Origin of the sequence: Bacillus siamensis KCTC 13613, from assembly GCF_000262045.1 — a bacterium.
Lineage (GTDB): Bacteria > Bacillota > Bacilli > Bacillales > Bacillaceae > Bacillus > Bacillus siamensis.
Genome location: NZ_AJVF01000039.1, coordinates 923,747 through 935,980, shown reverse-complemented (window position 1 = coordinate 935,980; position 12,234 = coordinate 923,747). Strand labels below are relative to the sequence as shown.

The window sequence follows — 12,234 nt, the reverse complement described above, 5'->3', positions numbered from 1 at the left end:
CTTGATTATGATCGGCACAAGCGGTCCAAAACGGCTTTCACATCTGTCGGCCCTTCAAGTTTCGCGGCGGACTGGCCCGCCCATAAAGACATATACTCCGCATCTCCCGATTGAACCGCATGCCCGCGCATCGGCTTTGTGAGCGTATTATGCAGCGGATAAGGCAGCGTTTTTCCCTCGTCAGCTTCATATGTTTTCATGAACTGATTCACAATTCCGCGCGCCTGTTTTCCCGAAAACAAGGTGGTCAGCCGTGTGTCGGCTCCTTTTGATTCGGCAATGGCTTTTTGATATGCCGGTGAAGCGCTGCTTTCTTCACAAAGGAGAAACGGCGTGCCGACTTGAACGCCGTCCGCACCCAAACATCGGGCTGCCTGCACCCCGCGGCGGTCAAAAATGCCGCCTGCCGCAATGACCGGGATATTCAGCGCGTCTTTAGCCTGCGGAATAAGCGCCATAAGACCGAGAGCCGGTTCTCCTTTAACCGGCAGAAACGATCCGCGATGTCCCCCGGCTTCTATTCCTTGTAGGATAACGGCGTCCATTCCCCGCTCTTCAAAAGCCTTCGCTTCCTCCGGCGTTGTCGCTGTGCCGAACAGGAAGCAGCCGTTTTTCTTCAGCTTTTCCGCCGTTTCTTCCGGCGGCAGGCCGAAGGTGAATGAGCACGCTTTGACCCCGTAACGGATCAGAAGGTCCGCTTTTTCTTCAAAATCGTTCCACTCTTCTTTCAGATCGGAGAACGGCTTGGCGTCTTTTGCCCTCGGGATGCGCGCTTTCCATTGTTCAACCAGTTCCTCCTCGGGCATCTGCCTTTCTTCCGGGACGAAAAGATTCACTTGAAAGGAGCGGCCGGTCAGGTCTTTCATCTCGATAAGCTGTTTTTCAAGCGCCGGCGGGCTGACGTATCCTGAAGCGAGACTTCCGAGCGCCCCTTCATTTGATACCGCCGCAGCCAGGCGCGGCGTGACAAGCCCTCCGGCCATCGGCGCCTGAATGACCGGCTTTGTTAATGATAATGCGTCCATCCATTCACTCATTTGCGGCTGCCTCCGCTTCAGCGTGGATTTTGATATAACATGTTCTGTTTCGCGGACCGTCAAATTCGCAAAAATAAATGCCCTGCCACGTTCCGAGGATCAGGCGCCCGCCTTCTATGATGACATGCTGGGATGCGCCCGTTGTACTCGCCTTCATATGTGCCGCCGTATTTCCCTCCATATGCCGGTCCAGTGCGTGCTCCCACGGGTACACTTCGTCAAACCTGCGGAGCATATCCCTTTTTACATCCGGGTCGGCATTTTCATTGATGGTAATGCCGGCGGTGGTATGGGGACAGTATATGAGCGCCAAACCGTTTTTCACGCCTGTTTCGCGGAGAAACGCTTCGGCTTCATGTGTGATGTCGATCATTTCATCCCGTCTGTTTGTTTGAATCTGCAATTGTTTCAGCATATGAATGCCTCCTCTCTTTTTCTCTTCCTTTCCCATATTCGTTTCTGTATTTGTCTTTTCCTGTCGGATCGCGATGATAAACGCAGATCATAAAAAACTTCAGCCTCAAAACTGAAGTTTTTCACCATATATATACGCGGGCCTCATAAGGCTTTAAAAGGAAGGATGTCACATGCCGATGCGGCGGTGTTTCCATGTTTGCGAGAACGAGCGCATCGGCATCAAGCGGATAACCGGGATGCCTGTATAATGCGGGAGTTTTAGACAGATTGGTGATGATCAGGGCGGTTGTTGTTCCGTTTTTTCTTAGGTAGGCATAAATCTGCCGGTCTTTTGGAAGCAGCAATTCATAAGTTCCGCTGATCAATACGTCATGTTCTTTCCTGAGGGCGATCAGCCGTTTGTAGAAATGGTATACGGAAGTTTCATCCTTCATTTGCGATGCAGCGTTCAGCCATGTGTGGTTCGGATTCACCCCGAGCCACGGAGAAACATCAGAAAACCCGCCGTTCGCCGTCCCGCTCCATTGCATCGGTGTCCGTGAATTATCCCGGCCCTTCTTCCAGATCGTCTTCATCACTTTTTCATGCGGAACGCCGCGGGACGTCTCTTTTTCATACAGCTGTTTGATTGTGACGTCGTCGTAATCTTCAATGGATGGGAACGAAACATTGGTCATGCCGAGCTCCTGTCCCTGGTAAATAAACGGCGTGCCTTTCATCAGCATATACATCGCGGCAAGTGCCTTAGCGCTTTCTGTCAAAAACCGTTCGTCACCCCATACCGAAACGGATCGGGGCTGGTCGTGATTTTCCATAAATAACGCATTCCAGCCCTTTCCTTCAAGGCTGTTCTGCCAGTCGGACAAAACGCGCTTAAGCGCCGGGATGCAAATGCTTTGATCATCATCCGTATCCCAAAGGCCGAGGTGTTCAAATTGAAAAATCATATGGAAGACGCCGTTTTCTTCACCGGCCCAATCAGCTGCCTCCCAAGCCGTCACCCCGTTCGCCTCGCCGACCGTCATGATCGGATAATGTGAAAATGTTTCACGCTTCAGCTCTTTTAAGAGATCCACGATGCCTTCTGTATTCATATGATACGGGAAGGACGGGACATACGGGAGACCGTCCGGATTCGGCATGTCAGGGAGCCCTTCTTTTTTCTTGATGTGAGAAATGGCATCCACCCGGAAGCCGTCAATGCCTTTATCAAGCCACCAGCGGATCATCTTATAAACGGACTGCCTCATCGTTTCGTTTTCCCAATTTAAATCAGGCTGTTTTTTATCAAACAGGTGAAGGTAATACTGGTTTGTCTTTTGATCATATTCCCACGCCGATCCGCCGAAAATGCTTTCCCAATTGTTCGGCTCTTTGCCGTTTTTTCCGTCTCTCCAGATGTACCAGTCCCGTTTTTCGGAATCTTTCGCTGAGCGCGATTCGATAAACCAAGGATGTTCATCACTCGTATGGTTGACGGCGAGGTCTATAATCAGCTTCATGCCGAGCGCATGGATATCCGCGAGGAACCGGTCAAAATCCTCCATCGTCCCGAATTCTTCGGCAATTTGTTTGTAATTTCGAATATCGTAGCCGTTGTCGGCGCCCGGCGAGTCAAAAACGGGGCAAAGCCAGATCACATCAGCCCCCAACTCTTTTATGTAATGAAGCTTTGCTCTGATGCCGTTCATGTCGCCGATTCCGTCCCCGTTCGAATCCATAAAGCTGCGGGGATAAATTTGATAGACGGACGCCGTTTTCCACCAATCCGTTTTCATACCGTCCACTCCTTTCTTTACAGCATATGAAGAAGCGGGATGAAGAAGCATTTTTTTCGCAAAAAAAGCCTCATTGCAAAAGCAGGAGGCTCAGAAATCTGTTTTTTTAATTTCAACAAAGCGGATATGGTGGTCTTCTGCTTCAAGCACCTTAAATTCGCACCCTTCAGCATGAAACACATCACCGTTTTTCAGCTCCATTTTTTGTGTGAGGAGCCAGCCCGCAATCGTGTCTATGTCTTCATTTTCGATCGCGATATCAAGAAGATCATTCACCTCTTCTATCAGCGCTTTTCCGTCCATCACATAATGATGCTCGCCTTTTTTGACGATGTGGGGCATTTCATCCTGGTCATATTCATCACGGATTTCGCCGACGATTTCCTCCAATATGTCTTCGACAGTCACAAGTCCCGCCGTACCTCCGTATTCGTCAACAAGAATCGCCATATGAATCCGCTCCTTCTGCATGCGGATCAACAGCTCTTGAACAGGGATGCTTTCAATGACTCTGATGACCGGACGCATAATTTCTTTTAATTCGATGGAACGGCCGAGAAAATACGCTTTAAATAAATCCTTGTTGTTAATAATGCCGAGAATGTGGTCTTTGTCTTCCTTAATGACCGGATATCGCGTATACCGCTCGTTGATGATCAGATGAATGGCTTCATCAACTGACTGCTCGAGCGAGATGGCGGCGATTTCGGTGCGCGGCACCATGATTTCTCTGGCGACACGGTTATCGAATTCAAATATTTTGTTGACGTAACGGAATTCGGATTGATTGATTTGACCTTTTTTATAGCTTTCAGACAAAATCAGCCGCAATTCCTCTTCACTGACCACGACTTCATGTTCTTTCACCGAATGAAATCCGAACAGCTTGACCAAAAATCCGGCTGAGCCGTTTAACAGCTTGATAAACGGATACATCACTTTATAAAAGAGGATGAGCGGTTTTGCCGTCCACAGACTGACGGCTTCAGCTTTTTGAATGGATATCGTTTTCGGCGCAAGCTCGCCGATGACGACGTGCAGATACGTAACGGCGATAAATGCCGCAATAAACGTGACGACGTGCGTAATGGGTGACGGCATTCCGATCAGACTGAAAACAGGATGAAGAAGCCGCTGAATCGTCGGTTCCCCGAGCCAGCCGAGTCCGAGCGCCGTAATCGTAATGCCGAGCTGGCACGCTGATAAATACTCGTCGAGATTTGTAATCACCCGGTGCGCCGCAAGCGCCCGGCTGTCTCCGGTTTCAACCAGCTCCGCAATTTTTGAACCGCGGATTTTGACAATCGCAAATTCCGCAGCGACAAAGATGGCCGTTAATCCGATTAACAGCAAAATGAGAATCAGTTTTAATATAAGCAAAAAAACCCCTACCGCAAACGGTAAGGGGCCACCTCCTTCGTGTTAATTCTCATCACGACCATTTAAGAAAATCATCACAAAACGAAGCAGCTCGAATAATGAAACGAGCGCCGCAGCCACATACGTCAGCGCAGCGGCGTTCAGCACTTTATTCACGCCGTGTTCTTCACTGTTGCGAATGAATCCTTCCGACACGATAATCCGCTTCGCCCTCGCGCTGGCATTAAACTCGACAGGCAGTGTGACAAGCTGGAAAAAAACAGCGGCAGAAAACAAAATAATGCCGAGCCCGATTAAATTCAAGCTGCCAAGGAGCATTCCGCCCAAGAAAAGCAGAGGGGCGACCCCGGAGGCAAAATTGACGACCGGAAAAATTTTGTGCCTCAGCACAAGCGCGCCGTAAGATTCCTGGTGCTGCAAAGCATGTCCGACTTCATGGGAAGCGACGGAAATGGCGGAAATGGAGCGGCCGTAATATACCGGCTCAGATAAACGCACCACCCGCTCCGTCGGGTCGTAATGGTCTGTTAAAGTGCCTCTTACCGGTTCTACCGGCACATCATATAAACCGTTTATATCAAGAATCCGTCTTGCCGTTTCCGCCCCGGTCCGCTGACTGGAAGCTTCCACGTCTGAGTATTTCTGAAAATTACTTTTCACTTTAAATTGTGCCCAAAACGACAATCCCAATGCAGCAATTGTTAAAAAGACAAACAGCATATTATCCTCTTCCTTTTTCTCTTATATCGTACGATCTGCTTATATATTATTTTAATGATTGCCCGCTTTCCTGTACAGAAATCCGCTTCTTTTTTCTGACAGGAATCAATCCTCCGAGCAAAATCAGAACACATCCGGCCATTGCAGTATAAAACGGAAACGTGCCGACAGTCCCTTTTGCGAAAGCGACCCATGAAAAGCTGCCGGACATATGATCATATCCATTTAAATCGAAAATAAGCAATACGGCCGCTGAAGCGAGCAGCTGCGCTCCGGCCAGCGCCGCCAGCAGTTTTTGAATAACTGTCATCTGACTCACCCTTTTTCGGTCCGCTTTCTTTATCATATGAAAAAATGAAGGTGAATATGTTTTCACTGATTTTTGAAAGACATCAAACGAACTGGGACATACTGTATAAAAAAGATACAGGTGTGATCCATCATGAAAGTGACAAATGGCGAAAAAGAAAAGCTGAGCAATGCGATAGACAGAATGAATGAGGGGCTTGACGCCTTCATCCAGCTCTATAATGAATCGGAAAACGACGAACCTCTCATTCAGTTTGAGGATGAGACGGCCGATTTAATCAGACAGGCGCGTGACTCATACGGGCAGGAACAGCTGAATGAAAAATTAAACACCATTATTAAGCAGATTTTGTCCATCTCTTTGTCGAAAGAGGAGCAGGCCGAATGAAATCAAACCGTATCTTTATTACCTGGCTGAGATGGCCGTTATATATCCGGATCGGACTGATCATTATCGCCTTGATCTTATTGTTCGGCCAATTGATTTACATGCTTGAACCGAAGCAATTCACGTCTGTGTTTGAAGGGGTTTGGTGGGCGGTTATTACGGTAGCCACGGTCGGTTATGGCGATTATGTTCCGCAGACTCCGCTCGGGCAGATTGCCGCCATGGTGCTTGTATTAAGCGGAGCGAGTTTTGTGACCGCCTATTTCGCTACGCTTTCTTCAGCCGTATTCAGCAAACAGCACCGTTATATCGAAGGGAAAGTCGCCTTTAAAGGCAAGGGGCACGTCATTCTTATCGGATGGAATGAGAAGTCGCATATGCTGCTGAAAGAACTGCAGCACATCGCACCGTCAAAAACTGTCGTCCTGATTGATGATTCATTAAGAGAAGGCCCGCTTATTGAAAATGTCCATTTCATCCGCGGACATGCTGCTGATGACAGCACGCTCAATAAAGCGAATATTACGGAAGCCGATACCGTCATTCTGACAGCAGACCAGCAGAAAAATGAATCCGAAGCTGATATGCTGTCGGTATTAACGCTTCTCGCCATCAAAGGGTTGCATCCGTCCGTTTATTGTATCGTGGAGATTTTAACGGAACGGTATGTCAAAAACGCCGAACGTGCAGGAGCCAATAAGATTCTGTGCACATCACGCCTGTCGAGCCGGGTGATGTTTGAGCATTACCGGGTCAAGATGCAGCTTGCCAAGCCGCAGACGCTGTCCGACCTGACGCTGGAGAAAAAGGTTCGCATCATTCCCGTCCCCGAGGAATTAAAAGGCTCCTCTTATCATGATTGTGCGCGCTATTATCTCAAACGGAATACAACGATTATCGGCATACAAAAAGAAGAGGGGCCGATGCTGACCCCTCCTCTGTCATACCAAGTGCTCAGTACTGATCTTTTTTTGGCGCTTTAATGCAGCAGGACATCTTCCAGCTCTTTCACGAGCGAGATGCCGATATCTATATATGAGCGGTCAATTGCCGCATCCCGGCGTTTCGGCTCGGAGAATTGGTTGAATAATGATTCAAAAACTCCGCCGCCTGCTGCATCATCCGTTTCCTGCTGATAGACGTGCCTCAGCAAAAAGGGTGTGCCGATTGTAACGGCCGTTCCCCGTTCATCAAGGCGTCCTTTATTTGCTTCAACAGGGATACGGAGAAACAAATAGCCGTCCTGATCGGAAATTTTGTAATCAAAGAATCCCCGGTCATATTCCCAGCCGCCTCCGATGGTATAACCGATCGGTTTCAGCACCTGTTCCAATTCGCGGAGTAAAAAAGACTGTCCTTCAAGTGAAGATGGTATGCTGATCATGTAAATACGCTCCTTTTAGTCTTTAGCGTCCCCGGTCTGCGATATCTTCATACGGCTTCCGCAAAGAATCAGGAGCAGCAGACAGACGCTGAAAAGAGGTAACGGCGCATTCAATCAGAACATACGTCACAATTGCGGAGAGAGCGGCATCCGGCGAAATGAGGAAAACGACGGCATACAGACAGCACTTCGTAATGAGCGAATGCATCCGGCCCATCTTCAGTTTCAGCCGGACCATATCCGTAAACAAGCCGAGGGGAAGAGCGAAAAAAAAGATCGTTTGTAAGAGGGAAGCAGAGGACGGGTTCAGCGCAAAAAAGACAATAGCAGCGGAACAGAAGGAAATGACGGTATGCTTACATAAGAGCCGTGTCAATTCATCATCACACCTTTCACGGTTTAAAAAAGGCTGACCCGTCATGCGGGCCAGCCATTCTTTTTATTTCTCAAGGCGTTTTTCAAGCTCTGCTTTTTTCTCTTCAAAGCCCGGTTTGCCGAGAAGCGCGAACATGTTCACCTTGTAGGCTTCAACACCCGGCTGATCAAACGGGTTAACTCCGAGCAGATAACCGCTCATTGCCACCGCTTTTTCAAAGAAATAGACGAGATATCCAAATGTATATGCATTAAGCTCCGGAATGTTGACGATTAAGTTCGGCACTTTTCCGTCTGTATGAGCCAGCATCGTACCTTGGAACGCTTTTTTATTGACGAAATCGACCGTTTTGCCGGCTAAGTAGTTTAAGCCGTCGAGATCATTTTCCGCTTCTTCAATTGTCAGCTCATGCTTCGGTTTTTCTACGTTTAATACAGTTTCAAACAGATCGCGTCTGCCTTCCTGCACGTATTGGCCGAGAGAGTGAAGGTCTGTTGAGAAGTTAGCGGAGGAAGGATAAATTCCTTTCTCGTCTTTTCCTTCACTTTCACCGAAGAGCTGCTTCCACCATTCTGCAAAGTACTGCAGGGCTGGCTCGTAGTTAATGAGCATTTCAATGGTTCTGCCTTTATTGTACAGAACGTTGCGGACGACGGCATATTGGTAAGCCGCATTCTCTTCTAATTCCGAGCTGGAAAAGTCTTTGCTTGCATCAAACGCGCCCTTCATCATTTCGTCGATATCAGCCCCGCTTACCGCAATCGGCAGAAGACCCACCGCAGTCAGAACGGAGAAACGTCCGCCGACATCATCAGGAATAACGAATGATTCGAAGCCTTCTTCGTTAGAAAGCGTTTTTAAAGCGCCGCGCTCTTTGTCAGTTGTCGCGTAAATCCGCGCTTTCGCTTCTTCTTTTCCGTATTTTTCTTCAAGAAGTTTGCGGAAAATCCGGAAAGCGATGGCAGGTTCCGTCGTCGTTCCTGACTTAGAAATGACATTGATAGAGAAATCAGCGTCTTCCAAAAGATCCATAACGTCTTTCATATAAGTTGAGCTGATATTGTTGCCGATAAAGATGACTTGAGGGTTTTTGCGTTTATCTTTCGGCAGGACATTATAGAAAGAATGGTTGAGCGCTTCAATCGCCGCGCGGGCGCCTAAGTATGAACCGCCGATTCCGACGACGAGAAGCACGTCTGAATCTGATTTGATTTTTTCAGCGCTTTTTTTAATGCGCGCAAATTCTTCTTTATCGTAGTTTTCAGGGAGGTCCACCCAGCCTAAAAAGTCGCTTCCGGCGCCTGTTTTTTCATGGATATTATGGTGTGCCGTTTTTACGAAATCACGTGCGTATGTAAGTTCATGTTCATTGAAAAAAGGTAACGCTCTTGAGTAATCAAAGCGTACATGCGTCATTTGCTTGTCCCTCCATCACGGTGAATTGTTTTCTCTTCCACTTTATATGAACTCTACCTCTAAATCAAGTCATGAAGAAGGCCTGACGGATACGGGATTTGCGCTAAAGACGCATTCATTTTTTCATAAAATATCTCGGTTTTGAGATAGGTATTGTACAGAACGTTATATTTGTATGCATGGTGAGAAGGATCACTAATCAGATGACGAAAAATGCAGTAAAGGTGAATGCACGCACGATAAATCAAATACTTCCATTTTTAAAAATAGTGTCTATATTTGGGTTATCATGTTAAGATGAAAATAATTTTAAACCGGGAGGTGATTTTATGACTAAAACCATTGGTCTTATTTGTGGAAGTTTACGAAAAAACTCGTATAATCGAGCAATTGCTCAATCATTGATTGACTTGGATCATTCGGCGCAATTTCGTTGGATTGAAATAGACCGTCTTCCTTTTTTTAACGAAGATTTAGAAATGGCCGGAGCGCCAGAATCCGTAACATCCTTTAGAGCAGATATACAAGACGTTGACGGCGTCATCATTGTAAGTCCAGAGTACAATTCCGGAATGCCGGGGGTATTAAAAAATGCATTGGACTGGGCATCGAGACCTCGGACCTCTTCTGTGTTCAACAGAAAACCGGTTGGCTTAATCGGAGCAACCCCCGGAGGGTTCGGTACTGCCTTTAGCCAAATGCAAATGAGAGAAGTACTCGAAGCTATGCAAGTCAATGTGCTGCCCTTTCAAAAAATGCTGATTTCGCAAGTCCATGAGAAAATTGATTCCACTCAAAACATACTTACGGATGAACAAACAAACCGTTATCTTCAACGCTATTTACAACAGTTCATCCATTGGATTGATCATGCTCCGGTTCCCGTTCTAGATTAATAGAAGGATCATAACCCTCACTAAAAGTCACCTCAGAAGCTTTCTACATAATTCTTAGATGCCTTTGACAAACTTACTTAATGAATTTAAGGAGGATGATAAAATGTCTGATCTTTATTCCCGTCTTTCAAAAGATGATGCTGCTGTTCTTTTGGTGGATCATCAAACCGGCCTTATTTCCGGTCTAGTACGTGACTATGGTGTTGATGAATTTAAGAATAATGTATTGGCTCTTGGCGATACGGCTAAATTCTTTGATTTACCGGTTATTTTAACAACGAGTTTCGAAAATGGACCTAATGGCCCACTCATGCAGGAATTGACGGATCTCTTTCCTGATGCACCAAAAATAGCGCGTCCAGGACAAATTAATGCATGGGATAATGAAGACTTTGTGAAAGCCATTGAAGCGACTGGGAAAAAACAACTTATTATCGCAGGTGTAGTTACAGATGTCTGCGTTGCGTTTCCTGCACTTTCCGCAATCAAGGCAGGTTACGAAGTGTTTGTTGTGACAGATGCTTCGGGAACATTCAGTAAGCAAGTAGCAGATGCATCATTAACCCGTATGGCTCATGGGGGCGCACAGCTTATGAACTGGTTTAGTGTAGCATGCGAGTTACAACGTGATTGGCGCAACGATGTTGAAGGGTTTGGCGCATTAATTTCCAGTCATCTTCCTGGTTACCAAAACTTAATGGGGAGCTATATGGGGGCGCAGCGAGATCTTAGTACACAGAATGCATAAAAAAGAGCGCTGATTTAATCAGCGCTCTTTTTTATTCTTACTTTCCATAGTTGTTTCAGTGCAAGGAGTGTTTCACTTGCTCCTGATTCACTCATAGAAAATCCGGTAGATCTGCAGGATGGGATCTTACAGAGACGCCTTCAGGATGGCAAGCACGTCATCTTTGTTCAGTTTTTGGAAATTGCCGAATCCGCCGTGTTCCATTTCTTTTGCGGCGATATCTGCGATCAGCTCAAGCTTGTCTTCGCCGATGTCATAATCAGCAAGACGGGACGGCGCGCCGAGGCTTGACCAGAACGCTGATAACTTATCGATTCCTTCTAAAGCAATTTCTTTATCTGTTTTGCCTTCGGTATCAATGTCAAACATGTTGAGCATGAGGTTTTTAAAACGGTCTACATTTGTATCAAGCGTGTATCTCATCCAATTCGGGAACAGAATCGCAAGTCCTCCCGCGTGAGGGATGTCATAAACCGCTGATACGGCGTGCTCCATCGTGTGGGAAGCCCAATCGCCGAAATAGCCCATTTGCAGCGTGCCGTTTAAAGCGATCGTACCCGCGTATAAAATCGTTTCGCGATGCTTGTAGTTCCCGAGGTCTTCCAAAAGTTTCGGCGCTGTTTCAATCACCGTCTGAAGCACCGCAAAGCACATTCTGTCCTGAAGCGGCGTATTTTCAACATTGTGGAAGTATTGTTCGAATACGTGGCTCATCATATCCACCATGCCGTATACGGTTTGGTTTTCCGGAACGCTGAATGTATTCTCAGGGTCTAAAATGGAGAAACGCGGATGAGTGACATCGCTGCCCCATACGTATTTTTCATTCGTTTCCCAATTTGTGATAACGGAATCAGGGTTCATTTCAGAGCCTGTCGCCGCAAGCGTCAGCACCGTGCCGAACGGAAGCGCGTCCTGTGCCGTTACTTTTTTGCTGTAAATGTCCCATGCGTCTCCGTCATACTTCGCTCCGGCCGCAATCGCTTTTGTACAGTCGATGACACTTCCGCCGCCGACTGCGAGAAGAAAATCAATTTCATGCTGTCTGCACAGCTCAATTCCTTTATTCACCGTTGCCAGACGCGGATTCGGTTCAACGCCCGCAAGCTCATAAACGGCTGCGCCTTCTTCTTTTAAGATGCCTGTTACTTGGTCATACAGGCCGTTTCGCTTAATGCTGCCGCCTCCGTATACAAGCAGCACGTTTTTCCCGTATTGTTTCAGCTCTTTTTTCAATTGGTCGATTTGGCCTTTTCCGAAAATCAGTTTCGTCGGATTGTAGTACGTAAAGTTCTCCATTTATCATAACCTCCAAAAAAATCGTAAGGGAATTACTATAACACAGAAAAAAAGGAGCTGCCAGTTCGGCCGCCCCCTTTATTCTA

14 protein-coding genes are annotated in these 12,234 nt (G+C 47.0%); 4 read left to right on the top strand and 10 right to left on the bottom strand.

All coding sequences use genetic code 11. The annotated features are described in order from the left end of the window. Positions 1 to 5: 5 nt before the first annotated feature. The 6 genes from Y79_RS0113470 to Y79_RS0113445 all read right to left on the bottom strand — a co-directional run bounded on the left by Y79_RS0113470 (position 6) and on the right by Y79_RS0113445 (position 5,642). Positions 6 to 1,037, bottom strand: a complete 1,032-nt coding sequence (locus tag Y79_RS0113470; protein WP_016938156.1) for an NAD(P)H-dependent flavin oxidoreductase — start codon at positions 1,035 to 1,037, stop codon at positions 6 to 8. Then, a complete protein-coding gene (locus tag Y79_RS0113465) occupies positions 1,030 to 1,452 on the bottom strand; it encodes a secondary thiamine-phosphate synthase enzyme YjbQ (RefSeq protein ID WP_016938155.1) in 423 nt (140 codons plus the stop codon). Before Y79_RS0113465 ends, Y79_RS0113470 begins: the two co-directional genes overlap by 8 nt. Before the next feature lie 121 nt (positions 1,453 to 1,573). Next, positions 1,574 to 3,232: a glycoside hydrolase family 13 protein gene (locus Y79_RS0113460; RefSeq protein WP_016938154.1), complete on the bottom strand. Its 1,659-nt coding sequence runs from the start codon at positions 3,230 to 3,232 to the stop codon at positions 1,574 to 1,576. A 90-nt stretch (positions 3,233 to 3,322) separates the two neighbouring features. After that, complete coding sequence (locus Y79_RS0113455) at positions 3,323 to 4,612, bottom strand: hemolysin family protein (protein ID WP_016938153.1); 1,290 nt, start codon at positions 4,610 to 4,612, stop codon at positions 3,323 to 3,325. Between the two features lie 42 nt (positions 4,613 to 4,654). Continuing rightward, positions 4,655 to 5,332 (bottom strand): zinc metallopeptidase, encoded by a 678-nt coding sequence (locus Y79_RS0113450; RefSeq protein WP_007408641.1) that lies wholly within the window; start codon positions 5,330 to 5,332, stop codon positions 4,655 to 4,657. 46 nt (positions 5,333 to 5,378) lie between these two features. Continuing rightward, entirely contained in the window at positions 5,379 to 5,642 is a 264-nt protein-coding gene (locus Y79_RS0113445) for a YuzI family membrane protein (protein ID WP_016938152.1), read from the bottom strand. 132 nt (positions 5,643 to 5,774) lie between these two features. Here Y79_RS0113445 and Y79_RS0113440 point away from each other — a divergent pair, with 132 nt between their 5' ends. Beyond that, the gene (locus Y79_RS0113440; protein ID WP_016938151.1) at positions 5,775 to 6,029 is read left to right on the top strand and encodes a protein mistic; all 255 of its coding nucleotides are present in this window, start codon (positions 5,775 to 5,777) and stop codon (positions 6,027 to 6,029) included. Next, a complete protein-coding gene (locus tag Y79_RS0113435; protein ID WP_016938150.1) occupies positions 6,026 to 7,012 on the top strand; it encodes a potassium channel family protein in 987 nt (328 codons plus the stop codon). Before Y79_RS0113440 ends, Y79_RS0113435 begins: the two co-directional genes overlap by 4 nt. On the opposite strand, the gene Y79_RS0113430 is transcribed toward Y79_RS0113435, so the two are convergent. The 3 genes from Y79_RS0113430 to Y79_RS0113420 are packed head-to-tail and all read right to left on the bottom strand — an operon-like array spanning position 7,009 to position 9,205. Beyond that, on the bottom strand, positions 7,009 to 7,413 hold the full coding sequence (locus tag Y79_RS0113430; RefSeq protein WP_016938149.1) for a YugN-like family protein: 405 nt from the start codon (positions 7,411 to 7,413) through the stop codon (positions 7,009 to 7,011). The two genes, Y79_RS0113435 and Y79_RS0113430, sit on opposite strands and share 4 nt — an antisense overlap. A gap of 22 nt (positions 7,414 to 7,435) precedes the next feature. After that, on the bottom strand, positions 7,436 to 7,834 hold the full coding sequence (locus tag Y79_RS0113425) for a hypothetical protein (protein WP_016938148.1): 399 nt from the start codon (positions 7,832 to 7,834) through the stop codon (positions 7,436 to 7,438). Between the two features lie 18 nt (positions 7,835 to 7,852). Further along, complete coding sequence (locus tag Y79_RS0113420; protein WP_016938147.1) at positions 7,853 to 9,205, bottom strand: glucose-6-phosphate isomerase; 1,353 nt, start codon at positions 9,203 to 9,205, stop codon at positions 7,853 to 7,855. A 329-nt stretch (positions 9,206 to 9,534) separates the two neighbouring features. On the opposite strand from Y79_RS0113420, the gene Y79_RS0113415 reads away from it, so the two are divergent. Both Y79_RS0113415 and ycaC read left to right on the top strand, forming a co-directional pair. Continuing rightward, positions 9,535 to 10,101, top strand: coding sequence for an NADPH-dependent FMN reductase (locus Y79_RS0113415; RefSeq protein WP_016938146.1), 567 nt, complete (start codon positions 9,535 to 9,537; stop codon positions 10,099 to 10,101). Between the two features lie 103 nt (positions 10,102 to 10,204). After that, entirely contained in the window at positions 10,205 to 10,849 is a 645-nt protein-coding gene (gene ycaC, locus Y79_RS0113410) for an isochorismate family cysteine hydrolase YcaC (RefSeq protein WP_016938145.1), read from the top strand. Positions 10,850 to 10,975: 126 nt separating this feature from the next. On the opposite strand, the gene Y79_RS0113405 is transcribed toward ycaC, so the two are convergent. Next, positions 10,976 to 12,148, bottom strand: a complete 1,173-nt coding sequence (locus Y79_RS0113405; protein ID WP_016938144.1) for an iron-containing alcohol dehydrogenase — start codon at positions 12,146 to 12,148, stop codon at positions 10,976 to 10,978. Positions 12,149 to 12,234: the final 86 nt, after the last annotated feature.